Genomic DNA, 22,717 nt, shown 5'->3' with positions numbered 1-22,717 from the left:
CGCGATTCCATTCATTCCGGCTAGCCTGCGAGGGCAACGTCCTTGGCGGCCGTCCGGGTCCAGCCCAGCGACGGCGCGACCTTGTCGGCGACGAGCTCGATCGAGCGCAGGACGTAAGGATGCGGCGCATCGACCGAATGCACCTGGAAGACGAGATCGGTCACCCGCTCCAGCGTGGCGTCGGTACGGAGCGAGGCGATGACGTGATCGGCGTCTCCGACATGGGTGTCGAACGCGGTGATCATCTCCTCCAGCGTCTCGCCCGGGGGAAGGTGGCCGCCTTTCATGAATTGCGGCAGTGCGCGGCGCAGCCCGATGTCGGCGAGGCGCAGCGCCTCGCGATGGTCGTCGGCGACGAAGACGCTGCGCGAGGCCATGATGCGCGGCTCGCAGCCCGGCGGCAGCGCGGCGAGATAGGCGTCGATGATCGGGTTCTGGATCTCGGCGAGCGTCGCGTTCGGCGCGTCCTTGGCCCGTGGCTGGGTGCGCGAGAGCAGGAGGCCGTCGCCGGCCTTGCCGGCGCGGGCGCCGCCGGCGACGGAGAACGTCGCCTGCCAGATGCGCTTGCCCAGTTGCGGCCGTTGCGGATAGAGCGTGTCGCCGCCGTCGAGCGGCTTGCCGGTCAGGGCCTTGCGGACGATCTCCAGATTGCGGGCAAAGATCTCGTTGCGCTGGGCGCTGTCGAGGCCGAAGGCGGCGAAGGCGGACGGGTTGCCGCCGGTGCCGACGCCGAGCTCGAAGCGGCCGTTGCAGAGGAGATCGAGCACCGCGGCATCCTCCGCCACCCGCACCGCGTTCTCCAGCGGCAGGGTGACGATGCCGGTGCCGAGGCGGATGCGCGAGGTCTGGGCGGCGACGTAACCCAGGAAGGTGAAGGGCGACGGCAGGCCGCCCTCGCGCTCATGGAAATGATGCTGCGCGATCCATGCGGAATCCAGCCCGGCCTGCTCGGCGCGGACGATCTGCTCGGCGGCGAAGCGATAGCGGTCCGCCGCCGGCGCCTCGTCGAGCAGCCGCGTGAAGAAGCCCAGGCGTTTCAGGTTGGCAAAGCGTTTCATACGATCCCTGTTGGGCGAGGATGGGCCCCGATGATGTCGGTTGCCGCAGCTCCAGACAAGCGGGCATTGCGCAGGGCACGTACGCAAGATTTCTGCGCAAGGCTCATACGCAAGGCTCCTGCGCAAGGCTGCCCGCCGGATCGCCCTTGCCTGGACTCTGGGCGGGCAGTCTGCCTACCAGCTCGGCAGCACCGCGCCCTTGAACTTGGTCAGGACGAACTCCTTGACCTCAGGCGTGTGGTAGCTGTCCACGAGGATCTTGACCCAGGGCTTGTCCTTATCGGCGCTGCGCACCGCGATCAGGTTGACATAGGGTCCCTTCGGGTCCTCGCGCAGGATCGGATCCTTGACCGGATCGAGGCCCGCCTGGGTTGCATAATTGGTGTTGATCGCGGCGGCGTCGACGTCGTCGAGCGCGCGCGGGGCCTGCGCCGCATCGACCTCGATGAACTTCAGCTTCTTGGGGTTCTCGGTGATGTCGAGCACCGTCGGCTTGAAGCCCGTGCCGTCCTTCAGCTTGATCACGCCCTTGTCGCGCAGCAGCAGCAGCACGCGGCCTCCATTGGTCGGATCGTTCGGGATCGAGACCTTGCCGCCGTCGGGGATTTCGGCGAACGCCTTGTGCTTCTTCGAATAGACGCCGATCGGGAAGTTCACGGTCAGGCCGACGGCTTCGATCTTGTAGCCGCGATCGGCCTTCTGGTTGTCCAGGTAAGGCTGGTTCTGAAACGAATTGGCCTGGATCTCGCCGGCATCGAGCGCGGCGTTCGGCACCACGTAATCGGAGAACTCGAGCAGCTGGATGTCGAGGCCCTGCTTGGCGGCGATCGGCTTCACGGCTTCGAGGATCTGCGCATGCGGCCCCGGCGTCACGCCGATCTTGACGGTCTCGGCCGCGGCTGCGGCGGACCATGCGGCCAGCACGGCGGAGAGAATCAGGGGAAGGCGAAACGACATCGTGGTCTCCATGGGTCTTGCGGCAACGGAACCGTATTCCCTTTTCTGCGGTGCGAAATCAATGAAATGGAAATCCATATTGGCCGCGGGTCGAGGCCAGCCTTCCTCCATTCGGCCGCAAACGGGAAACGAATGCAGAGTGCGACAAAGTGCGCGCACGTCGTCCAGCGCGATCCGGGGCCACTGCCGCTTGTGCCAGATTCCCGGATTACACTTTCGTTCCATGCGCTCTGGGGCCTGCGCCCTTCTCTTTGACTCCACCACGCCCGACGTGCTGAGTTAGCGCGCACTGAGCCGGTGGCGACGAGGTGGGGATCCCGATGAACGAGAACGAAATTCGCAATCTGGTCGCGGAGGTGAAACAAGGCACGCTGTCGCGGCGCTCGTTCATCAGGACAATGGCCGCGGTCGGAATCGCAGCGCCAATCGCGAGCCAGATCCTGGTGTGGCACGACGTGGCGATGGCCGACGCCACGCTGCCGTACAAGCCAGCCAAGGCCGGCGGCGGCGGCACGCTCAAGATGCTGCTGTGGCAGGCGCCCACCCTGCTCAATCCGCATTTCGCGCTCGGCACCAAGGATCAGATCGCCTCGCGCATCTTCTTCGAGCCGCTCGCCGGCTGGGACAAGGAGGGCAACCTCATCCCCTGCCTCGCCGCCGAGGCTCCGACCAAGGCGAACGGCGGCCTTGCAGCCGACGGCATGAGCGTGATCTGGAAGCTGAAGCGGGGCGTGACCTGGCATGACGGCAAGCCCTTCACCGCCGACGACGTCGTCTTCACCTGGCAATACGCCGCGGATCTCGCCACCGCGGCCTACACCACGGGCTCCTACAAGGACATCAAGGTCGAGAAGATCGACGACCACTCCGTCAAGGTGATCTTCCGGGCGCCGACGCCGTTCTGGGCCGATCCGTTCGTCGGCTCGGTCGGGATGATCCTGCCAAAGCATCATTTCGGCGACTATGTCGGCGCCAAGTCGCGCGAAGCGCCGGGCAATCTGAAGCCGGTCGGCACCGGCCCGTACAAATTCGTCGAGTTCAAGCCGGGCGACATGATCCGCGCCGAACGCAATCCCGACTACCACATCAAGAACCAGCCGCATTTCGATACGGTCGAGATCAAGGGCGGCGGCGACGCGGTGTCCGCGGCGCGCGCCGTGCTGCAGACCGGCGAATACGACTTTGCCTGGAACATGCAGGTGGAGGAGGAGGTCCTCAAGCGCATGGAGGCGGGCGGCAAGGGCAAGCTCGACATCGTGCCGTCCGGCAATGTCGAGTTCATCATCCTCAACACGACGGACCCCTGGACCGAGGTCGACGGCGAGCGTTCGAACGTCAAGACCAAGCACCCGACGCTGTCCGATCCCGCCGTTCGCCGCGCGATCAATCTTCTGATCGACCGCGATTCGATCCAGAAGTTCATCTATGGACGCGCCGCCATCGCGACGGCGAGCTTCGTCAACGCGCCCAAGCAGTTCAAGTCGCCGAAGCTCAAATATGAGTTCGACATCGACAAGGCCAACAAGATCCTCGACGAGGCCGGCTGGACCAAGAGCGCGGACGGCATCCGCGAGAAGGACGGCAAGAAGCTCAAATACGTGTTCCAGACCTCGACCAACGCCCCGCGCCAGAAGACGCAGGCCATCATCAAGCAGGCGTGCCAGAAGGCCGGCATCGACATCGAGATCAAGGCGGTCACCGCCTCCGTGTTCTTCTCCTCCGACGTCGGCAATCCCGACACGTACTCGAAATTCTATGCCGACATGGAGATGTACAACACGACGCAGCCGCAGCCCGATCCGGAGCGCTTGCTGAACCAGTGCGTGTCCTGGGAGATCGCCACCAAGGACAACAAATGGCTCGGCCGCAACAATTCGCGCTATTCCGATCCCGAAGCCGACAAGGCCTACAAGGCCGCGCAGAACGAGCTCGATCCGGTCAAGCGCGCCGCGCTGCTGATGAAGGTCGACGAGATCTTCTGCGAGGCCCACGTGTTCCTGCCCCTGCTCTCGCGCCACGTCGTCAACGCCGGCGCCAACAATTTGATGATCGACATCTCGGGCTGGGACACCATCACGTGGAACCTGGCGGCGTGGTATCGGACCTGACGGGCTCGCGAGCGCGCCTATGGTTGCAGCGCAGCGCGGGCTTCAGAGCGTGACACCGAATCCCTTCCACTGTGTGCTCCAGATCACAGCGGAATCGCGCGCCATCGCCTACAAGGATCGGGCATGGCCGCAAACAAGGTAACGGCGGTACGCACGAGGCTGGGAAGACGATCAACAGCTACGGACTTTGCAAAGCCGTCAGGGTGAAGAGCCCGGCGGCTTTTTCGTTTTGCTGGTTCGGTAGGATGGGTAGAGCGAAGCGAAGCCCATCCATATGTTTCCGAACGCGGGTGCATGATGGGCTTCGCGAGGCCTCCACTCATCCTACGCACTGGCTATGAAGCGCCCCCGCCCTTCTTCTCCTCGCGTTCATCTTCGATCTGACGTTCGGCTTCGAGCCAGAAGTCCAACTCCCGATTACTGGGACGGCCGGCCTGCTCCCAGAGCTCATATGCGCGTGTGCGCACCTTGCCACGGCGCATCATGCGAAGCAGCTTTCGTTTCAATTCCTCGGCGAAGCTCCTGAAGCGTTGTCCGGTGGTTTCGTCCTTGACGAGCGAGGCCGCTCGCGTTGCGAGTTCGATCTGGTGCTCTAGCTTCTTCTGCTCGTCCACCGCCGAAACTGCCGTGGGTAAGGAACGTTGTCGGAGCCGTGCAGACACTAAATTCGCTTCCTGGATGGTCCGTTCCTTCAGGTGTTGGGCTTTCGGAAGTGACCACCTTCGCAGCATCGCTTGAACCGGCGCAGCCGGCGCTGCTAATGCCACGTCGTATCGGCTTCGACGATCACCACTCTGATTTCAGGGTCCTCAGTCGTATTGCAGGTGCACGGCATGCCCTCGCCGCAGCGGCAGCCGCCGAGCTTCTCGCTCCAGACCCGGAGCGGGTGGTTTTCGCAGACCCATCCGAGACCCTGGCAGAATGGGCAGGTCTTGTCGGTCACAGCGTATCCGGCGTCCGCAGCGTGTTCGACTTGTCCTCGTTGCGCAGCTCCTGCTCCGCCGCGTGCCAAAATTCCTCCTCGCGCCCTTCGGGCTTGCCCGCCTGCTCCCACAATTGGTGCGCGCGTTCTCTGATCTCTTGCTCGGTCGGCTCGGACAATTGCACCTCCTGCTTGGAAGCACGGCCCCACCCTGGGGGGTATGGGGGGCTTGGAGGCGGGGCCGTGCAGGCCAGCGATCGGCGGCGAGGCTGGCCCGCGGAGTCAAGCTTCGACCATGTGCAAGGGTTCCTCCGCGTCTGATCGCGCCGGACGGAACCCGCTCCGCCTCCGCCGGATGGGCATGGGGCCGACGATCAGCGCGGCCGCTCCTCCTCGCCGTGCTGCCGCAGGAGGTCGAGCAGGCGCCTGCGCATGATCATGCCCGGCCGATCGGACGGCATGTGCATCTCGATCTTGCGCCCCATGTCGACGATGGCATCGGGGTCGGTCGATTCCAGCATGTCGCGATCTTCGGCGATGATCGCGGCGTCCCAATCGATCAGCTCCTGCGTCGAGCAATCAGCCTCGCGGTCATTGCGGAACAGCAGCTGAACCACCTGGATCTGGCCGTCCGATATCGGCGTCGCGCAATTGAAAATGATGTGCCGGATCCCGGACGGATATTCCATGTCGAGACGCCGGCAGAACGGCATGTACCATTTGTTGCGCTGATGCCGCCGCGTCGTCGGCTCTTTCGTCCCGGTGATCCTGTAGGCGCCCGGCGGATTGCGGACCGTGATGATGGTCTCCGCATCGAAGCCGGCTTCGGTCTCGACGATCTCGTATTTCTCCGGCTTGGGTTGATTGATGTCGCCGAAGGTGCCCTTGTGAACGAAGGCGAAGTGGGCGTTGTCGAACGAGTTTTCCATCAGCCGAAGCGCCGCCGTATTCCACTTGTCGTAGAACTGGTTGATGCGGCGATAGCCGGGCGTGCCGTCCTCGGGAATTTCGGGGATCTCGGCCAGGGGCTCCTCGAGCGCGACCCAGACATAACCGTAGCGGGCCTCGGCACGGAACGAGCGCGCCTTGGCGTCCGGTACCGGCTGCTCGAACGGAAACTGCGGAATCATCACCAGCTTGCCGTCGCGGTCGTACTCCCAGCCGTGATAGCCGCAGACGATGTTGCCGTTGTTGCACCAGCCCTTCGACAGCTTCGCGGTCCGATGGCAGCAACGGTCCTCGAGCGCGGCGGGCTGGCCCTCGGCATCGAGGAACAGCACGATCGGCTCGCCCAGCAGCGTGAAGGGTTTTGGTCCATCCTCGAGGTGATCGAGCGGCATCAGCGCGTACCAGAACCGGCGCAGCACCGGCTGTTTCGTGCTCAGCATGATGATCCTTTCGCGATCACGCGGCCAGGCGCGTGACCACGCGCGCGGCATCCGATTTGAGCTTTTGCAGGTCGAGGCCGGGAATGGCGCCATCTGTGACGACGATGCGGCCGCCGACCAGGAGAGAGCGGAGCTTCGCCGAGCCGCCGCAGGTGACGGGTGCGATCAGGGGATCGTGCATGCCGAAATGCCTGACGTCATCGAGCTTGAAGATGGCAATGTCGGCCTGCTGCCCAGGCGCCAGCGTGCCGACGTGAGGCATGCCGAGCACGCGCGCGCCGCCCGCGGTCGCCCAGTGCACGACATCCTCGGCGGTCACGGCGGCCGCCCCCTTCACGGCGCGATGGGTGTGCCAGGCGCTGTGCATTTCGCAGAGCATGTCGGCGGCCTCGTTGGAGGCTGCCCCGTCCACGCCGAGCGAAACCGCGCCGCCGAGCCGCGCCATCGCGTCGGCGGGCGCGACACCGGAGCCGAGGCGGCAATTGGATTGCGGGCAATGCGCCATGCCGGTGCCGGTGCTCGCGAGAATCCGCACCTCGTCGTCGTCGAGATGCACGAGGTGCGCGAACCAGACGTCCTCGCCCAGCCAGCCGTGATCGGCCAGCCAATGCACCGGACGCTTGCCGTGCACCGACAGGCAGAAATCGACATAGTCGGCGGTCTCGGACAAATGACTGTGCAGCCGCACGCCCATGCGGCGCGCCGCGGCAATGACCTCGCGCAGCTCGCCGGGATCGAGCGACCAGGTCGGCGTGGTCGGCGCCAGTGCAACGCGCGACAGACCGCTCGGCGAGGCATCGTGGAAGCGCTGCGCGCAGGCCTCGACCGACTGCAACATGCGATCGAGCGTTTCGACCGGCATCGCCGCAAACCTGTCGGTCTCGACATGGCGCGCCGTGGTGCCGCCGCCGCGGCAGAACACCAGGCGGATGCCGAGGCTGCGCGCCACCTCGAAGATCACCTGAGCCGGGTCGAAGCCGAACGTGTCGCTGAAGAGGTAATGATGGTCGGCGACCGTGGTCGTTCCCGACAGCAGCAGCTCGGCGAGCCCGATCCGGGCCGCGACCGCAAGCGCCTCCTCGTCGAATTTCGACCAGAACCTGTAGGGCACGGCGCGCAGCCAGCCGGCCAGCGGCAGGTCGATGCCGGACCGGACGCCCTTCAGCACACTCTGGAACAGGTGGTGATGGGTCGAGACCAGGCCGGGATAGATCACCCCGCCTTGGGCATCGAGGCGCTGCTCGCCCGGCTCATGCTCCAGTGCGCCGATCTCGACGATGATTCCGTCACGGATACGGATCTGCCCGGCGCTCCGCATCGCGGCTCCGGGCAGGCCGGTGAAGATGCCGGCGGCATTGTCGATCAGCATCGCGGTCATGCTTCGGCCCTGGTCTCGCTGTCGTGCCAATCCGACAATGCCCATTGCGACAACGCGACCATGGCTGCGAACAGCAGCACCCCGGTCAAGGTGATCAGGAACAGCGCGGCGAACATGCGGGGAATATCGAGCGAGAATCCGGCGTCGAGAATCTCGTAGGCGAGCCCCGAGGAGCGGCCGCCGGTGCCCGCCACGAACTCCGCGACCACCGCGCCGATCAAGGCGAGACCGCTCGAAATCCGCAGGCCGCCGAAGAAATACGGCAGCGCTCCCGGGATGCGCAGCTTCACCAGCGTCTTGAAACGGCTGGCACGATTCATCCGGAAGAAATTCGCAAGCCCCGGGTCGACGCTGCGCAGGCCCAACGTCGTGTTGGAGATGATGGGAAACAGCGCCACCAGGGTTGCGCAGATGGTCAGCGACAGCTGCGTGTTCTTCACCAGGATGATGATGAGAGGCGCGATCGCGACGACGGGCGTGACCTGGAGCAGCACAGCATAGGGAAACAGGCTGATCTCGATCGCCCGGCTCTGCACGAACATGAAGGCGATCAGCGTGCCCAGAATGACGGCTGCGACGAAGGCCTGCAAGGTGACGCGCAAGGTCACGAGGAGTGCGCGCAGGAGCGAGGGCCCGTTCTGCAGGAGGCTCGCGAAGATGTCCGTCGGCTTCGGAAACAGATAGACGGGAACAGAGGCGAGCCGGAAGCCGATCTCCCAGACCGCGAACAGGATGATGCCCACCGCGATCGGGGCGGCGATCCGCACGAAGGCTTCGGATTCGAACAACGGCTTCATGATCCGCCTCCGCCGGCTGATTGCAGCGATGCCTCGGCAAGCCAGGTCGACAATTCGCGGCAATAAGCCGCGAATTTCGGGCTGTCGCGGAAACCCTGGTCGCGCGGCTGCGGCTCGTCGATGGTCATGACGCGAAAGATGCGGCCGGGATTCGCCGCCATCACGACGATCCTGGTCGAGAGGAACACGGCCTCGTAGATCGAATGCGTCACGAAGACCGTCGTCAGCTTGCGCTCCCACGACAGATTGACGAGGTCGTCGTCCAGCTTGTTGCGCGTGAACTCGTCGAGGGCGCCGAACGGCTCGTCCATCAGCAGAAGATTGGGATCGGTGACCAGGGCGCGCGCGATTGAGACACGCATCTTCATGCCGCCGGACAGCTGCCGCGGGAAGTGCCGGTTGAACTTGGAGAGGCCGACCCGCGCAATGGCGTCGGCGACCTTCGAATCCGCGGTGGCCCGCGGCATGTTGCCGAACTCCAGCGGCAAGCGGACGTTGGCCTCGACCCGAGCCCAGGGCATCAAGGTCGGCTCCTGGAAGACGAAGGCAAGACGCCGCCCCTCCTGCCCCACTTGCGCGAAATCGCCGCGCCACCACAGCAGCCGGCCGTCGGACGGCTCGATGAGATTGGCGATCAGCTTGAGCAGCGTGCTCTTGCCGCATCCGGACGGCCCAATCAGGGTGAGGAATTCGCCGTCGGCGATGGACAGATCGATCGGCGCCAATCCGCGCGCGCCGTTGGCAAACACCTTCTCGGCCGAGAGGACCTCGACGGCGGGCGCGCCATCGGCTGCGGCCGTGGCTTGCTTCACCACCGGGGCGAGCGGTTCAACGGGCGACAACATCCTCATGTCGGCTCCTCAATTGACGCCGATTTTGAGATTCTTGACGAAACGATCGTCGAAGGCCTTGTGCCAGTCGACCTTTGGGCCGAGCAGCCCGTTCGTGACCAGGAAATCGTAGGTCTTCTCGTAACGCTCAGCCGTGATGATCCCGATGCCGAGCTTTGCTGCATCGCCACCGTCGATGGCCTTCATCGCCCTCAATCTCTCGATCGCGAAGGCGAGCTGCCCGTCCGTCATCTTGGGGTTGGCTGCCTTGATCAAGGCATTGGCCGGCTCCGGGTTCTTCAGATAGTCGCGCCACCCTTCGAGCGAAGCCTTGACGAACCGCGAGACGAGATCTGGCTTGTCCGCGATCATCTTCTCGGTCGTGACGATGGTCGAGCCGTAGGGCGGATAGCCGCCGTCGGCGAGCGGGAAGAACTTGACTTTCACGTTCTGCTGCTCGGCCTGATAGGGCTCCGACGACGGATAGGCCTGCTGCGCCACCGTGTTGTCGGCGAAGAAGGGCTGCAGGTTGAAGGTGTAGGGACGGATCTGGTCGTCGGTGAAGCCGTACTTGGCGCGCAGCCAGGGCCAGAAGGTCGTGCGCGACGATCCCCCGATCAGGATCGGCCGGCCCTTGAGCGCAGCGAGATCCGCCACATCGTCGTGCGTCATGATCCCCTGGAGGTCGAACTGAAACGACGAAGCGACCGTCACCAGCGGCAGGTTCTGCTCGCGGCCCTTGAGGACCTGGATGTCGTAACCCATCATGAAATCGGTATCGCCGGCCAGCAGGAGCTGCGAGCCGTTCACCTGCGGACCGCCCATCTTGATGGTGACGTCGATTCCGGCCTTGTCATAGAGCCCGGTGGCTTTGGCCTGGTAGAAGCCGCCGTGCTCGGCCTGCGCGAACCAGCTGGTCAGGAATGTCACCTTGTCGGCAGCCTGGGCCGTGCCGAGGGAGGCGGCCAGGGCTGCGCTCGCCAACAGGCCGGCTGCGATCGTTCGGGACAGATTCTTCATGGCCATGCTGGTTGCCCTTCTGCAGCTCGCCGGACCAGCCGGCGAGCACTGCGCTACGAGACTTTCCGAGCGTGAGGATGCATGGGTCGGCTGTCACCTCAAAGCATTTAGATTCGAGCCATCCGTTGCCTTTCCGGCAACGCCGATTTGCTATGCAAGCGGGCTGGTGTGATGCAGATGGAGCAGGCGTCATGACCGCTTTCGCCTCGTCCGGCCCCCGCCCGATGAGCCAACCGAACAAGGGCTTGGCAGAAAGGGGACGAAGGTTCCGCGTGCGCTGACGCCCCGCAGCCATGCCGTTTTCGTGGGCGATCCGCCACGGAAAATTGGGCATTCGGCTCGCTGCAAGCATGATGCACTCCGGGGGCCGGTGACACCGCGCGGCTAGAGCCGGGCCATCTGTCGCCGCAGCTTTGCAAGAAAGCGGCTGCGCTTCTCCGCGGTGGCGACGTTCATGTGATAGAGCGCGTAATAGCGCACGCGCGCCTTGCCGCCGGTGAACCACGGCAAATATCGCTTGATGATCTTGCGCGGCGGATCGGCCATGCCGATCGCCTGCCAGCGCGGCCGACCGTAGGTGGCGATGCCCACGATGCGTCCGATGTGCTGCAACATCGGCCTCGCATGGGCGGGATCGGACAGATCGAGCGCGATGCCGGGACCGAACATGCGATCAAACCAGCCTTTGAGCATCGCCGGCGGCCCGAATGACCAGGTGGGAAACTGTACGACGAGCGCGTTTGCCGCCAGCAGGCGCGCAGCGTAAGCCTCGTTGTTGCGCCGGTTCAGCACGGGATCGTGGTAGTCGCGGCGGAGCTCGGCATTCAGGACGGGGTCGAATCCCTCGGCGTAGAGATCGAGCAGATCGATCGTATGGCCGGCCTCGGAAAGGCCTGCCAGCGCTTCGCTGCGAATGGCCGCGTGGAAGCTATCGGCGAGCGGATGGCAATACACGTAGAGCACGTGCACTGCTCATCGCCTCGCGCTCACGAAGCTGCGCATCTTGCCGGGATTGAGCAGACCGTGCGGATCGGCTTCATGCTTGAAGCCAAGCTGATCGGCATCGGCGCGCTTGTACCGGCTGCCGTCCTCGACCGTGTAGACATGCGGGTTGGCGATGAAGACGCCGCGCTCCTCGTGCAGCCGCATGATCTCGTGCAGTCGATCGGCATTGGTGTAACGGATCACGGGCAGGCTGCTGCAGGTGACGCGGCCACCGAAGCGGATGAATTCGAGGTGCTGCAGCACCTCGTCCGGAAACAGCTCCCGCATCTCGGCAACCTTCTCCAGCACGCGGTCATGCGGATAGAGACACTGCAGATACGTCACGGAACGATCGCTCTTCAGCACCTGCAGCGTGGTGTGGTTCCAGCAATATTCGTAGAGCGGGACGCGGCTGGGGCTCTCGTCCGTCGGGGTCTCCAGCGTGATCGTGCCGCGACCGCCGAGCAGCGACTTGAAGCTGTCGAGAGAGGGCTCGGCGATCATCGCCATGAGCACGCTCTTTCCCTCCGGGCAGGACGGCTTCAGCGCCCCGAAATAGGACGGCAGCGGCCAGGTGATCGGCGAGAGCACCTTCTTCACGATGCCGTCGGCGAGGGCTGCTTCGTAGCCGAACCTTGCCGCCTCCATGAAATCGTCGAAGGCCACCACGACGTCGATCCATTTCCAGGCGGGCGCGAGCGGCATTTCGAGCGCCGTGATGATGCCGGTCGTGCCATAGGCACGGTTGACCTTCTGCGCCGCATCGCCGCGCAACTCGATCACGCGCGGCTCCTCCTCGACCGTGACGACGCGCGCAGCCAGGATGTTCCCGGGCTCCCGCAGGCCGCCATAGGCGATGGAGCCGATACCGCCCGATCCACCCGCGACGAAGCCGCCGATCGTCGCCATGCGCTTCGTGGATGGATGCATCCGTAGCTCCCATCCCTGCGCCTGCGCGGCCGCATCGATGATGTGCATCTTGGCGCCGGCCCCGACGCGCGTCGCGCCCGGCCTGATCCACTCGATGTTCTCGAGCCCGGAGATGTCCAGCAGCACGCCGCCCTGCAGCGGCACGGCCTGGCCGTAGTTGCCGGTGCCGCCGCCACGCACGGTGATCGGCACCCGATGTCGCGCGCAGACGGATGCGATCCGGATCACGTCGCGTTCGTCGCGCGGCAACGCGATCAGGTCGGCCGACTTGCCGTCGAGCTGCGCGTTGAGGATGGGGCTGTACCAGAAGAAGTCGCGCGAGCGCCGGCGCACGACCTTCTCCTCGGTCACCACCGGAACGTCGCCGAGATCGGCGATCAGCCGGTCCAACGCATCGGATGCGAGATCAGTCACCATTGGCCCCCTTCGATGCCCGATGCACGAGCTCCGCCGCGACCGCTTCGGATCCGACGACGAAGCCGAAGCACTGGTTGACGTTGTAGATGGTCGCGGCCATGCAGTAATCGGGCGAGGTCGTGGCCGCGCAATCCTCCAGGAGCAGGCAGTCGTAACCGCGGAAGTTCGCGTCCTGCAGCGTGCAGAGCACGCATTGATCAGCGTTGACCCCCGCGAACATCAAGGTGTTCACGCCGAGATTGCGAAGAATGCTGTCGAGCTCGCTATCCTGGAAGCCCGACATCCGGTACTTGGCGACGTCGATGTCCGTCGGCTCCGTCGCAAGCTCATCGACGATGGCCGCCGACCAGCTGCCCCGCTCCAGCACTTTCGCGCCCGAGCCCGGCAGCGCGTCACCGAGGCCGACGCCGGCGCCGTTCGGATTGTACACATGCAGCAGCGACGGGCTGAGGTTGAGCCGGTCGGGCCGGTTGCCCCAGTTCAGCCAGACGATCGGCACGTCGCAGCTGCGCAGCAGCGGCAGCAACCGCCTTAGCGGCGCGATCGGTCGCCGCGCCGGCGCGACGTCCACGCCGATATGCGCCAGCCAGCCGCTCGGATGGCAGAAGTCGTTCTGCATGTCGACGACGACGAGCGCGGTGCGCGCGAGGTCGAACGTGATGAGCTTGCCCATGGCCTGGACCGTCGCCGGCCGCGGCAGAACCGGCTGGCGCACCAGATCGGCCCTCCCCTCAGCGACCATCCAGCGATTGGCGCGGCTCGAGCCGAGCGGCAGCAGGCCTTCGTTCACAGCAGGATCGGATGACATGACGCCCATCGCCTAGAGCCCTTGCAGGACGCGCATGTCCTCGGCGTCGAGCGCGACCGGCTCACCGCTGCGGATCAGCTCGGAAAATCCTTCGTTGGGCGTCATCACCGTGAGCGTGTAGAGCTTGCCCGGCCCGGTGTTCTCGATGACGTGCTCGGAGCCCGGGTGCAACAGAAGCGAGTCGCCCTTCTTGATCGGCAGGGTCTTGCCGTCACAGCGGGCAACACCGACGCCGTGCAGCACGTGAAAGAATTCATGCGCCGCGGCGTGCTCGTTGGGCGGTGTCGCGCCGCCGGGCTGGAAGATTTCGATGACGAAGATGTTGCCGATCCGATCGGTCACCTGGTCGAACAGGACCGCGAAATAATTGGTGTCCTTCGGCGCGATGCGGAAGACCTTCGCATGGCTGAGATCGGCGACGCTGAACGACATGGGATCATTTTCCTCGAACGATGCGCAACTCTCGTCGGTGACCGATGTCGCACGCCGAGGCATCGCCTCAAAGCGCTTTGATTCGACAGACCCGTTGCCTTTTCGGCAACGAGCCACCATCCTGCGGACATTGATCGGGGCCCAGGACATGCTTCACAGCCGATTGTTGAACTACATCGACGAGGTTGCCCGCACGGGCTCGATCCGCAAGGCGGCGGACCGTCTCAACGTCGCGGCGTCCGCGATCAGCCGCCAGATTCTCGCGCTCGAAACCCAGCTGGGGACGCCGATCTTCCAGCGCCTTCCGAAGAAGCTGATCCTGACCGCCGCAGGGGAAGTCTTGATCGGGCATGTCCGCCAGACGCTCAAGGAGCTGGCCCGCACCCAGGTCAAGATCGAGGAATTGAAGGGCCTGCGCCGCGGCGAAATCACCTTGGCGATGATGAGCGGCCTCGCCTCCAACCTCGTCCCAAACAAGGTGAAGGAGTTTCGCGCGGCCAATCCGCGCGTCAAGCTCAACCTGACGCTCTTCAATACGGGAGCGGAAATTCAGGTTGCGGTCGCCAGCGGCGAGGCCGATCTCGGCATCGGGTTCGATTTCGGCAAGGACAGTAATCTGAAGGTGCTCGCGCGCGCCGTCGGCCGGCTCGGTGCCGTCATGACGCCGAACCATCCATTGGCGAAGCGAAGCAACGTCCGGCTCAGCGACTGCATCGACTACCCGCTCGTCATCGCCGACGCCACGAGTGCGATCCGCCCTTATCTGGAGGCGGCGTTCGCGCGGGTCGCAATCGACCTGCAGCCGGCGATCGAGACCAATTCGATCGAGATCATGCGGCACGCGGTCATTCTGAACGATGGCATCTCCTTCCTCACCCCGTTCGACGTGGAATCCGAGCGGCGTGCCGGGCGGCTGAGCTACGTTCCCGTTCGCGAGCTCGCGCAGGACGCGCAGGCGCTGATGCTGATCGGCCATGTCCGGGGCACCAGCGCGATCGCCAGCGTGCTTGCGGAGATGCTGAAGGCAATGATCCGCGAGGTCGCCAGCTGAACCGAGCGGCAGCCGCGATCGTCGCCTCGGTCGTCAGGGCGTTGCCGAAACGGCAACACAACAGACGAAATTAAGCACTTTTCATGCTTGTGCGGATGCCCAACAATGATTGGCAGGCGGACGGGCGAGCAAGCCTCGCCGGATTCGTCCGCCAATCCGGGCCAATGCAACCGACAAGACAATCGACAAGGCAAGCGAGATGAAACTGAAGTCGCATTGGTGGTGGGACCTGTCGACCGAGGATTTCCGTCAGCTGAACATGAGCAGGATCGTCGCCGTGCTGCCGGTCGGCGCCGTCGAGCAGCACGGGCCGCATCTGCCGGTTCGGGTCGATACGGCGATCGTCGAGGGCATCATCCGCCACGCGGTTGCGCAGATGGCCGACGATTTTCCGGCCCTCGTCCTGCCGACGATGTCGATCGGCAAGTCGAACGAGCATTCCGCCTTTCCCGGCACGCTGACGCTCTCGGCGGAAACCCTCGGCCGCGTCTGGTACGAGGTCTGCGAGAGCGTGCACCGGGCCGGGGTCCGCAAGGTCGTCTTCGTCAACGCGCATGGCGGCCAGCCGCAGGTCATGGAGATCGTATGCCGCGAGCTCCGCGTCAGGCTGGGCATGCTGGCCGTCTCCTCGCAATGGTCGCGCTTCACGGACCTCTCGGACCTTTTCAGCGCGGCCGAACGCAAGCATGGAATCCATGCCGGAGAGATCGAGACCAGCGTGATGCTCCATCTGCATCCAGGTCTCGTCGACATGGCATCGGCGGAGGACTTCAGGTCGTTGTCCCAGGCTCTGGAGACCGAGTGCGAGATCCTGATGCCGGAAGGCCCGGTCGGGTTCGGCTGGCAGATGCAGGACATCAATCCTAAGGGAGCCTGCGGCAACGCCGCGCTCGCCGATGCCGAGCGTGGCCGCGCCGCCGTCGAACGCGCGGCGGGCCGCTTGATCAAGCTGATCGCCGAGGTCGAGCGCTATCCGCTATCGCGGATTCGGCCAGACCCCGTCTCCTCGGCCGCGAGATGAGCGCTGGAGCGGTGAGAAGCTCGAACAGGTTCAGACCCATGAATTCACTGCGATGAAGTTTCAGCAGATGTCAGCGAAGTCTTTGCGATTGCCCGTGCTGCCGCCCGAAGTCGAGACCATGACGCTGAAGGACGGCACGCGGCTCGATGCCGACGTCTACCGTCCGGCGGTACCGGGGCCCTATCCGGTTCTGCTTCAGCGCCAGGCCTATAGCAGGCGCATCGCCTGCAGCATCTGCTACGCGCATCCGTCCTGGTACGCCTCACACGGCTATATCGTCGTGGTGCAGGACGTCAGGGGACGCGGCACTTCGGAAGGGATATTCCGCCCAGGTGAAACCGAGATCGAGGACGGCGCCGAAGCGGTCGAATGGGCGGCGCGTCTCGATGGCGCGAACGGCGAGGTCGGCATGTACGGCTTCTCCTATCAAGCCTACAACCAGCTGCTCGCCGCGGCGGGAGACTGCCCGTCGCTGAAGGCCCTCGCGCCGGCGATGGGACCGTGGCATCCCGCGCATTGGGCCTATGAGAACGGCGCCCTGCAGATGAAGCACATGATCGGCTGGGGCATCCAGATCACCGCGGAGGCGGCACGTCGTGCCGGTGATGACGAAGCCTTCAGCGCGCTGCAGGCCGCCGGGACCAACCTGCCGCTCAGCGGCCCGATCGCGGCAATGCCGCAGCTGCTGCAAAAATACCGGCATTATTCGCACGTCATGGACTGGCTCGAAACGCCGCCGGATTCGCCGTACTGGGACCGCATTTCACCCTTGGCACATCTGGATGCCATTCGTGCCCGCCATCTGCCGATGCTGTTCGTCGGTGGCTGGTTCGATCCTTTCCTGCCGGCTACGGTCGAGTCCTTTCGGGCCGTCGCAGGCAGCTGCGACCACACCAGGCTCATCGTCGGCCCCTGGATCCATTTTCCGTGGACACGGAAAGTGGGCGCGGTCGACTTCGGCCGGGAGGCGGAGCGCAACGTCGATATCGATCACATCCGGTTCTTCGACCGCATCCTCAAGCGGGCGTCAGGGCCGGCGGAAGACCGACCGATCGAGCTGTTCGACATGGGTTTGAAGACATGGCGGCAGTATCAGGATCTGCCTGAGAGCACGCAGGCACTGTTCCTTGGCGGCACGGGACGGGCATCGCTGGACGTGCAGGACGGCACGCTCGGTGTTCGGCCGAGCCAAGAGGAGGATGTCGAGCACATCGTGCATGATCCCTGGCGTCCTGCGCCGACGGTGGGCGGCTATTACGGCGCTCCGACCGGACCCGTCGACCGCCGGGCGGCCGATGAACGCGGCGACGTCGTGACCTTCACGACCCGAGCTCTGGAAGACGCCATCGAGGTGGTCGGCGAGCCCGAAGTCGAGCTCGAGCTGAGTTGCGACCGCCCGAGCTTCGATCTTTGCTGCATTCTTTCGCTCATCACGTCCGACGAAAGGGTTCTTCAGATCTCGAGCGGATATGCGCATTACCGCACCGCGATGACAGGCCGATACAAGCTGAAGCTGGCCACCACGTGCGTGACGCTGAGGAAGGGCGAGCGGCTGCGCCTCTCCATCGCGGGGGCCGATTATCCGGCCTATCCCGTCAACCCAGGAACGGGCGAAGATCCGGTGAGCACCCCAAGGACCCATGCCGTCGTGACCACGATTGCGGTCTGGCACGGCCCGTCCCGGCCGTCACAGCTCCGGCTGCCTGTCGGGCCCGGGCCTGAGATCAGGCCAAGCTAGCTCCGCCGGCGGAGCGAGTGACAGATACCGGGCCGGCTTAGCGCGGCTTGAGCAGTTCGCGCGCGACGATCAGCTTCTGCACCTCGGTCGCACCTTCATAGATTCGAAGGGCGCGGACCTCGCGATACAGGCTCTCCACGATTTCGCCCTTGCGCACGCCGCGACCGCCGAACATCTGCACGGCGCGATCGACAACCTGCTGGGCGGTCTCGGTGGCCGCCAGCTTTGCCATCGCAGCTTCACGCGTTGTGGGAAGCTTCTGGACGTCGCGACGCCAGGCGGCGCGGTAGGTCAGCAGCGCCGCGGCGTCGGTTTCGGTCGCCATGTCTCCGAGCGCGGCCTGGGTGAGTTGCAGATCCGCCAGCGTCGCCCCGAACATGCGGCGCGTTTGTGTGTGCAGTCGCGCCTCCTCCAGCGCACGTCGGGCAAAGCCCAAGGCGGCTGCAGCAACCGAAGCCCGGAAGATGTCGAGGGTCTGCATCGCGATCTTGAAGCCGCCACCGGGCGCTCCGAGTAGCCGGCTGTTCGGAATGCGGCAATTGTCCAGGCGCAGCGTCGCCAGCGGATGCGGCGCGACGATGTCGATGCGCTCGGCCACGCTGAAGCCGGGGTCGTCCGGAAACACGACGAACGCCGAGATGCCGCGCGCGCCGGGCGCCTCGCCGGTTCGGGCAAACAGCGTGTAGACGTCGGCGATGCCGCCATTGGAGATCCAGGTCTTCTCGCCGTTCAGAACATAGCTGTCGCCGTCTTCGCGCGCCGCGCAGGTCATGGCCGCCACGTCGGAGCCGGCCCCCTGCTCCGAAAGCGCGAACGCGGCCAGCCACTCGCCCGAACGGACTTTCGGCAGCACGGCGTGTCGCAGCTCCGACGAGCCCGCAAGCGCAATGGCGCCGGATCCCAGGCCCTGCATCGCAAAGGCGAAGTCGGCAAGGCCATCGGCATAGGCCAGCGTCTCACGCGACAGGCAGATCGAGCGGGAATCGATGCTGGTCACGTCACCGTCCGGCGCCGCGACCGCGCTATCGAGCAGCCCCGCGGCACCGAGCGCCCGCACGAGCTTGCGGCAGGCGCCGTCGATGTCGCGGTGATCGACAGCCTGAACACCACCCTGTGCGACGAAACGATCGAGCGCGTCGCAGATCACACGATGACGCGGCTCGAAGAACGGCCAGTCCAGCCAGTCGCGGGAGATTGTCTGTGCCGGTGAGTTCATCGGTCGCTCCGCAAGGTCGGGGGCCGCCGGACGGCCGGCTTGCTCTCTGCCGCGCCAGCGACCGCCAAGCCGTCCGCACAATCAATTATTTCAAGTATAAACTATTTCCCCGGCCGGGGTCATTGTCAAGTCGTCAGGCGCGGACCATATTCGAACACCTCTTCGTTGCGGCAGGACTAGCGAAGAAAAGCTGACGGTTCCGTCCACATCAGCAACAGTCCTGATCCTGTCACGCCTTGAATTTAGTTTTGGCACGAACTATTCTACGAACTGAATGGAATTCCACTCGGAGGCTTAGGAGATCGATTTGGCACTCGCAAAGGAGTCCTCTCCGGCCTCCAGCAGGAAGGCGACCGACGCGGAGGCCGAGTACAGGGCTCAGACAAGGCTCTGGCTTCGGCTGCTGGCCTGCACGTCCATGATCGAGGGAGAGTTGCGGCGCCGGTTTCGCGAGGAATACGACTTCACGATGCCCCGCTTCGACGTCCTCGCCCAGCTCGACCGTGAGCCGAGTGGATTGGTCCTGGGGGAACTGCCCAAGCGCCTGATGGTGTCGGCCGGCAACCTGACACCGATCGTCGACCGCCTCGTCGAGGATGGATACATCACCCGCACGCCCTCGCATCTGGACCGGCGCGTCCAGATCGTCTGCATGACGGTCGAGGGCCGAAAGACCTTCAGGCGGATGGCGAAGAGTCACGGCGCCTGGCTCGCCGAATTGCTCGCCGATCTTCCAATCGACCGTCTCGACGGCCTCGTCGGCGAACTCGACGACGTGAAGAGTGCCGTGAGGGACGCCCTGCAACGGCGCGAGCGGTCATGAGCCTCAACGCCGAATTCGAATCCCGGCAGCTTCGCGATCCCAGGTCTCCGTCGTTACGCCGGCCTGTTGCAGCGCGCCCTTCTTGATCTTGCCGTTCTCCGTCAGCGGCATCTCGTTCACGATGCGCACATAGCGCGGTACTGCGAAATAGGCGATCTGCCCTTCGCAATGCCTGATGATATCGACAGGCTCCAGCGACTGCCCCGGCTCCAGCAAGATCGCCGCCGCAACCTCGTCTTCGCCCAGTTCGGAGGGCAGCGGATAGACCGCGCACGCCGCAACCGCCGGATGGGAAAGGATGATCTGCTCGACCTCCCAGGATGACACGTTCTCGCCGCGCCGGCGGATCGAGTCCTTCATGCGATCGATGAAGCGGTAATGTCCGTCGGCATCCCTGACGACGCGATCTCCGGAATGAAACCAGAGATTCCGCCAGGCTTCGACCGTCTTCTCCGCCATGCCAAAATATCCGGTGGCGAAGGCGAACGGCTCCCTGGCGCGCAGGACGAGTTCGCCCGCCTGGCCGTCGGGCAGCTCCGAATCGTTGTCGTCGACGATCCGCGCCTCGAAGCCATCGGCCAGATAGCCCATCGTTCCCGGACGGTCGGAGGGAATTGCGCCGGCAAACACGAAATTGGTCTCGGTCGATCCATAGCCGTCGACCAGCGTCACGCCGAACCGCTCGAGGAACGGCCGATGGATCTGCGGTGGCACGCCTCCACCCAAGGCGACGCGAAGGCCGTGAGCATGATCCTCCTCCTTGCGAGGCTGAGCCATGAGCATGGATGCCATGGCGCCGAGCAGGTAACCTACGCTTGCATTGTGGAGGCCCGCGGCGGCCCAGAAGCCCGACGCGGAGAATTTTTGCTCGAGCACGTAAGTGCAACCGTTCAGCACCGCTTGATAGAATGCATTGAGCGCGTTGGTGTGGAACAGCGGCAAGGTCGTGAACAGCACGTCGCCCTCGCGGATGCCGAGCGCCCGCGCCGAGCAGATGCCCCACCAGAACAGCTGCGCTTGCGGACAGCACACGCCCTTGGCCGGCCCCGTGGTGCCGGATGTGTAGAGGATGGCAACAATATCTCCCGGCCGCACGGCACCGGGCGGCGCCATGGATGCGAGCGCGGGCAGCGGCATGGATCCCTTCGCCGTCCCCTCCGCGACCTGATCGATGGTCCACACCAGCGGCGGCAGGCCGGCCTCGATGCCTATCGTCTCGATTGCGTCCAGAAATCCGGCCTCGACGACGAGGAGCGCAGGGCGCGAGTTGCGGAAGATGTGTGCGAGCTGGAGGCCGCGCAGCGCCGTGTTGATCGGCACCGTGATGGCGCCGAGCCAGGCGCAGCCGAGATAGACTTGAAGAAACTCGGGCCGGTTCGAGCACATCAAGGCGACCCGGTCTCCCGGCTTGATGCCGGCCTCGATCAGCGTCTGCGCCGATGCAGCCGCAATCTCCGCAGTCTGCGCGTAGGTCCAGCGCGCCTGTCCCGCAACCAGCAGGATACGATCGCCGTAGCGGCGCGCCTGCCTGGCGAGGATGGTCGAAAGCACGCGATCGGACGGGGGAAACAACTCGACCGCACGTGCCCAGGCCGGCGTATCCTGCTCCTGCCCGGCGTCATCCCGCATGCAATGCTCCGTCATCCGGCCCGACATGGCCTGCCCGAGATCAAGGCAGGAGCTTGTACTTACCGTCCTCGATCTGGACGAGGACGCGCGAACGTGCGTCGACACCATGACGATCCGCCGGCGTGAAATTGTAGACGGCTTGCGTGCCTACGACTTCCTTGGTGGCGAACAGGGCCTGGCGCAGCGCGCTACGGAATTCCGGCGAGCCTGGCTTGGCCCCGGTCGCCAGCGCGCGCTTGGCAGCATCGACGAAGACGACCCAGCCATCGAACGAGTAGGAGGAGAACCCGTCCGTCGGCTGCTCGCCGTTCGCCTTCTCGTAGGCGGCCCGGTAGGCCAGGGCGACCTTCTGGATGGGATTGCTCGGCGGCAGCTGCTCGGCCGCGATCACCGGCCCGGTGGGGCAGATGATGCCATTGGCGGCCTTGCCGGCGAGACGCAGGAAGTCGGCGCTGATCATTCCGTTGTTGCCGTAGAGCGGCCCCTTGTAGCCACGCTCGAACAAGGCAATGGCGGGCAGCGCGCCCGGCGTTCCGGTGCCGCCGAGCATGATGGCGTCGGGGCGGGCCGCAAGCGCGCGCAGCACCTGCGCCGTCACCGACGAATCGGATCGGGCATAGCGTTCGTTGGCGATGACCTTGATCTCCGCCGCCTTGGCGCTCTGCGACAACGAATCGTACAGGAGATCGCCGAGCGCATCCGAGAATCCGATGAAGGCGACCGTCTTCAGCCCGCGCGCCTTCATGTGGTCGACGATGCCCTGGACCAGCAGCGGCATCGGTTGGGGTGTCTGAACGACCCAAGGGCCGCCTTCGCCGGCCGGAACGGACGCGATCGGGGAGACCGCGATCATCGGCACCTGCATCTCGATCGCGGCGGTGGCCATCGCCAGCGTCTGCGGCGCGCCCGACGTCCCGATCAGGACGTCGACCTTCTCCTGCTCGACGAGTTTGCGCGCGTTGCGCGCCGAAGCGGTTGCATCGGAGGCATCGTCGAGCTGGATGAGGCGCACCTTTTCGCCGCCGATCTCGCCGACATAGGCCTCTCCCGCAGCGATCCCCTTTGCGTTGGGAATGCCGATCGAGGATACCGGCCCGCTGAGGCCGGTGACGAAGCCGACGAGAATATCGGCTTGCGCGCAGCACGGAGCCGCCAGAAGGAGCAGCGCTGAACCCAGCAGTGATTTCATCGAAGTCATGGCACCTGTCAT

Annotated in this window: 22 protein-coding genes; 5 read left to right on the top strand and 17 right to left on the bottom strand. The window is 64.9% G+C overall.

Annotated elements, in window-relative coordinates; all coding sequences use genetic code 11:
- Positions 1–20: 20 nt before the first annotated feature.
- Together AB7M16_RS28210 and AB7M16_RS28205 are read right to left on the bottom strand one after the other, a co-directional pair.
- Entirely contained in the window at positions 21–1,058 is a 1,038-nt protein-coding gene (locus AB7M16_RS28210) for a putative FMN-dependent luciferase-like monooxygenase (protein ID WP_453945697.1), read from the bottom strand.
- 174 nt (positions 1,059–1,232) lie between these two features.
- A complete protein-coding gene (locus AB7M16_RS28205; protein ID WP_453945696.1) occupies positions 1,233–2,027 on the bottom strand; it encodes a MetQ/NlpA family ABC transporter substrate-binding protein in 795 nt (264 codons plus the stop codon).
- A gap of 308 nt (positions 2,028–2,335) precedes the next feature.
- On the opposite strand from AB7M16_RS28205, the gene AB7M16_RS28200 reads away from it, so the two are divergent.
- Positions 2,336–4,123: a peptide ABC transporter substrate-binding protein gene (locus AB7M16_RS28200; RefSeq protein ID WP_453945695.1), complete on the top strand. Its 1,788-nt coding sequence runs from the start codon at positions 2,336–2,338 to the stop codon at positions 4,121–4,123.
- Between the two features lie 335 nt (positions 4,124–4,458).
- Here the strand turns inward: AB7M16_RS28200 and AB7M16_RS28195 are convergent, their stop codons facing one another.
- The 12 genes from AB7M16_RS28195 to AB7M16_RS28140 form a co-directional block, all read right to left on the bottom strand.
- Positions 4,459–4,737 (bottom strand): DUF2934 domain-containing protein, encoded by a 279-nt coding sequence (locus tag AB7M16_RS28195; protein WP_172789538.1) that lies wholly within the window; start codon positions 4,735–4,737, stop codon positions 4,459–4,461.
- Between the two features lie 143 nt (positions 4,738–4,880).
- A complete protein-coding gene (locus AB7M16_RS28190; RefSeq protein WP_036037644.1) occupies positions 4,881–5,066 on the bottom strand; it encodes a hypothetical protein in 186 nt (61 codons plus the stop codon).
- Complete coding sequence (locus AB7M16_RS28185; protein WP_081493716.1) at positions 5,063–5,224, bottom strand: DUF2934 domain-containing protein; 162 nt, start codon at positions 5,222–5,224, stop codon at positions 5,063–5,065. Before AB7M16_RS28185 ends, AB7M16_RS28190 begins: the two co-directional genes overlap by 4 nt.
- A gap of 195 nt (positions 5,225–5,419) precedes the next feature.
- Positions 5,420–6,433: an aromatic ring-hydroxylating dioxygenase subunit alpha gene (locus tag AB7M16_RS28180; RefSeq protein WP_212254413.1), complete on the bottom strand. Its 1,014-nt coding sequence runs from the start codon at positions 6,431–6,433 to the stop codon at positions 5,420–5,422.
- 16 nt (positions 6,434–6,449) lie between these two features.
- Complete coding sequence (locus AB7M16_RS28175) at positions 6,450–7,811, bottom strand: amidohydrolase family protein (protein ID WP_212254412.1); 1,362 nt, start codon at positions 7,809–7,811, stop codon at positions 6,450–6,452.
- Positions 7,808–8,608, bottom strand: coding sequence for an ABC transporter permease (locus AB7M16_RS28170; RefSeq protein WP_212254411.1), 801 nt, complete (start codon positions 8,606–8,608; stop codon positions 7,808–7,810). The genes AB7M16_RS28175 and AB7M16_RS28170 overlap by 4 nt, the downstream gene beginning before the upstream one ends.
- Entirely contained in the window at positions 8,605–9,459 is an 855-nt protein-coding gene (locus AB7M16_RS28165; RefSeq protein WP_453945694.1) for an ABC transporter ATP-binding protein, read from the bottom strand. Before AB7M16_RS28165 ends, AB7M16_RS28170 begins: the two co-directional genes overlap by 4 nt.
- 9 nt (positions 9,460–9,468) lie before the next feature.
- On the bottom strand, positions 9,469–10,464 hold the full coding sequence (locus AB7M16_RS28160; RefSeq protein WP_212254410.1) for an ABC transporter substrate-binding protein: 996 nt from the start codon (positions 10,462–10,464) through the stop codon (positions 9,469–9,471).
- Positions 10,465–10,842: 378 nt separating this feature from the next.
- Complete coding sequence (locus AB7M16_RS28155; protein WP_433996046.1) at positions 10,843–11,421, bottom strand: NAD(P)H-dependent oxidoreductase; 579 nt, start codon at positions 11,419–11,421, stop codon at positions 10,843–10,845.
- A gap of 9 nt (positions 11,422–11,430) precedes the next feature.
- Positions 11,431–12,789: an FAD-binding oxidoreductase gene (locus AB7M16_RS28150; RefSeq protein WP_453945693.1), complete on the bottom strand. Its 1,359-nt coding sequence runs from the start codon at positions 12,787–12,789 to the stop codon at positions 11,431–11,433.
- Complete coding sequence (locus AB7M16_RS28145) at positions 12,779–13,597, bottom strand: cysteine hydrolase family protein (protein ID WP_453945692.1); 819 nt, start codon at positions 13,595–13,597, stop codon at positions 12,779–12,781. Before AB7M16_RS28145 ends, AB7M16_RS28150 begins: the two co-directional genes overlap by 11 nt.
- A 12-nt stretch (positions 13,598–13,609) precedes the next feature.
- Positions 13,610–14,029: a cupin domain-containing protein gene (locus AB7M16_RS28140; protein WP_453945691.1), complete on the bottom strand. Its 420-nt coding sequence runs from the start codon at positions 14,027–14,029 to the stop codon at positions 13,610–13,612.
- A gap of 148 nt (positions 14,030–14,177) precedes the next feature.
- On the opposite strand from AB7M16_RS28140, the gene AB7M16_RS28135 reads away from it, so the two are divergent.
- From AB7M16_RS28135 to AB7M16_RS28125, 3 genes are all read left to right on the top strand, one after another.
- A complete protein-coding gene (locus tag AB7M16_RS28135; protein WP_439364158.1) occupies positions 14,178–15,080 on the top strand; it encodes a LysR substrate-binding domain-containing protein in 903 nt (300 codons plus the stop codon).
- A 199-nt stretch (positions 15,081–15,279) separates the two neighbouring features.
- Positions 15,280–16,101 carry a creatininase family protein gene (locus AB7M16_RS28130; protein ID WP_453945690.1) on the top strand — a complete coding sequence of 274 codons (822 nt, stop codon included), beginning with the start codon at positions 15,280–15,282 and terminating at the stop codon, positions 16,099–16,101.
- Positions 16,102–16,168: 67 nt separating this feature from the next.
- A complete protein-coding gene (locus tag AB7M16_RS28125) occupies positions 16,169–17,839 on the top strand; it encodes a CocE/NonD family hydrolase (RefSeq protein ID WP_453945689.1) in 1,671 nt (556 codons plus the stop codon).
- Positions 17,840–17,876: 37 nt separating this feature from the next.
- Here the strand turns inward: AB7M16_RS28125 and AB7M16_RS28120 are convergent, their stop codons facing one another.
- Positions 17,877–19,055 (bottom strand): acyl-CoA dehydrogenase family protein, encoded by a 1,179-nt coding sequence (locus tag AB7M16_RS28120; RefSeq protein WP_453945688.1) that lies wholly within the window; start codon positions 19,053–19,055, stop codon positions 17,877–17,879.
- A 307-nt stretch (positions 19,056–19,362) separates the two neighbouring features.
- On the opposite strand from AB7M16_RS28120, the gene AB7M16_RS28115 reads away from it, so the two are divergent.
- On the top strand, positions 19,363–19,878 hold the full coding sequence (locus tag AB7M16_RS28115) for a MarR family winged helix-turn-helix transcriptional regulator (RefSeq protein WP_212254401.1): 516 nt from the start codon (positions 19,363–19,365) through the stop codon (positions 19,876–19,878).
- A 3-nt stretch (positions 19,879–19,881) separates the two neighbouring features.
- Here the strand turns inward: AB7M16_RS28115 and AB7M16_RS28110 are convergent, their stop codons facing one another.
- Both AB7M16_RS28110 and AB7M16_RS28105 read right to left on the bottom strand, forming a co-directional pair.
- Positions 19,882–21,507: an ATP-dependent acyl-CoA ligase gene (locus tag AB7M16_RS28110; protein WP_453945687.1), complete on the bottom strand. Its 1,626-nt coding sequence runs from the start codon at positions 21,505–21,507 to the stop codon at positions 19,882–19,884.
- A gap of 40 nt (positions 21,508–21,547) precedes the next feature.
- On the bottom strand, positions 21,548–22,705 hold the full coding sequence (locus AB7M16_RS28105) for an ABC transporter substrate-binding protein (RefSeq protein ID WP_453945686.1): 1,158 nt from the start codon (positions 22,703–22,705) through the stop codon (positions 21,548–21,550).
- Positions 22,706–22,717 lie beyond the last annotated feature (12 nt).

Source organism: Bradyrhizobium sp. USDA 372, assembly GCF_053629095.1.
The sequence above is the reverse complement of the archived record's forward strand: the minus strand, read 5'-3'. Positions and strand labels throughout refer to the sequence as shown.

Excerpts from the sequence above, each read along its gene's own strand:
- AB7M16_RS28210 (WP_453945697.1), bottom strand. The coding sequence starts at position 1,058 with ATGAAACGCTTTGCCAACCTGAAACGCCTGGGCTTCTTCACGCGGCTG.
- AB7M16_RS28205 (WP_453945696.1), bottom strand. The coding sequence starts at position 2,027 with ATGGAGACCACGATGTCGTTTCGCCTTCCCCTGATTCTCTCCGCCGTG.
- AB7M16_RS28200 (WP_453945695.1), top strand. The coding sequence starts at position 2,336 with ATGAACGAGAACGAAATTCGCAATCTGGTCGCGGAGGTGAAACAAGGC.
- AB7M16_RS28180 (WP_212254413.1), bottom strand. The coding sequence starts at position 6,433 with ATGCTGAGCACGAAACAGCCGGTGCTGCGCCGGTTCTGGTACGCGCTG.
- AB7M16_RS28175 (WP_212254412.1), bottom strand. The coding sequence starts at position 7,811 with ATGACCGCGATGCTGATCGACAATGCCGCCGGCATCTTCACCGGCCTG.
- AB7M16_RS28170 (WP_212254411.1), bottom strand. The coding sequence starts at position 8,608 with ATGAAGCCGTTGTTCGAATCCGAAGCCTTCGTGCGGATCGCCGCCCCG.
- AB7M16_RS28165 (WP_453945694.1), bottom strand. The coding sequence starts at position 9,459 with ATGAGGATGTTGTCGCCCGTTGAACCGCTCGCCCCGGTGGTGAAGCAA.
- AB7M16_RS28160 (WP_212254410.1), bottom strand. The coding sequence starts at position 10,464 with ATGGCCATGAAGAATCTGTCCCGAACGATCGCAGCCGGCCTGTTGGCG.
- AB7M16_RS28150 (WP_453945693.1), bottom strand. The coding sequence starts at position 12,789 with ATGGTGACTGATCTCGCATCCGATGCGTTGGACCGGCTGATCGCCGAT.
- AB7M16_RS28145 (WP_453945692.1), bottom strand. The coding sequence starts at position 13,597 with ATGTCATCCGATCCTGCTGTGAACGAAGGCCTGCTGCCGCTCGGCTCG.
- AB7M16_RS28140 (WP_453945691.1), bottom strand. The coding sequence starts at position 14,029 with ATGTCGTTCAGCGTCGCCGATCTCAGCCATGCGAAGGTCTTCCGCATC.
- AB7M16_RS28135 (WP_439364158.1), top strand. The coding sequence starts at position 14,178 with ATGCTTCACAGCCGATTGTTGAACTACATCGACGAGGTTGCCCGCACG.
- AB7M16_RS28130 (WP_453945690.1), top strand. The coding sequence starts at position 15,280 with ATGAAACTGAAGTCGCATTGGTGGTGGGACCTGTCGACCGAGGATTTC.
- AB7M16_RS28125 (WP_453945689.1), top strand. The coding sequence starts at position 16,169 with ATGTCAGCGAAGTCTTTGCGATTGCCCGTGCTGCCGCCCGAAGTCGAG.
- AB7M16_RS28120 (WP_453945688.1), bottom strand. The coding sequence starts at position 19,055 with ATGAACTCACCGGCACAGACAATCTCCCGCGACTGGCTGGACTGGCCG.
- AB7M16_RS28110 (WP_453945687.1), bottom strand. The coding sequence starts at position 21,507 with ATGCGGGATGACGCCGGGCAGGAGCAGGATACGCCGGCCTGGGCACGT.
- AB7M16_RS28105 (WP_453945686.1), bottom strand. The coding sequence starts at position 22,705 with ATGACTTCGATGAAATCACTGCTGGGTTCAGCGCTGCTCCTTCTGGCG.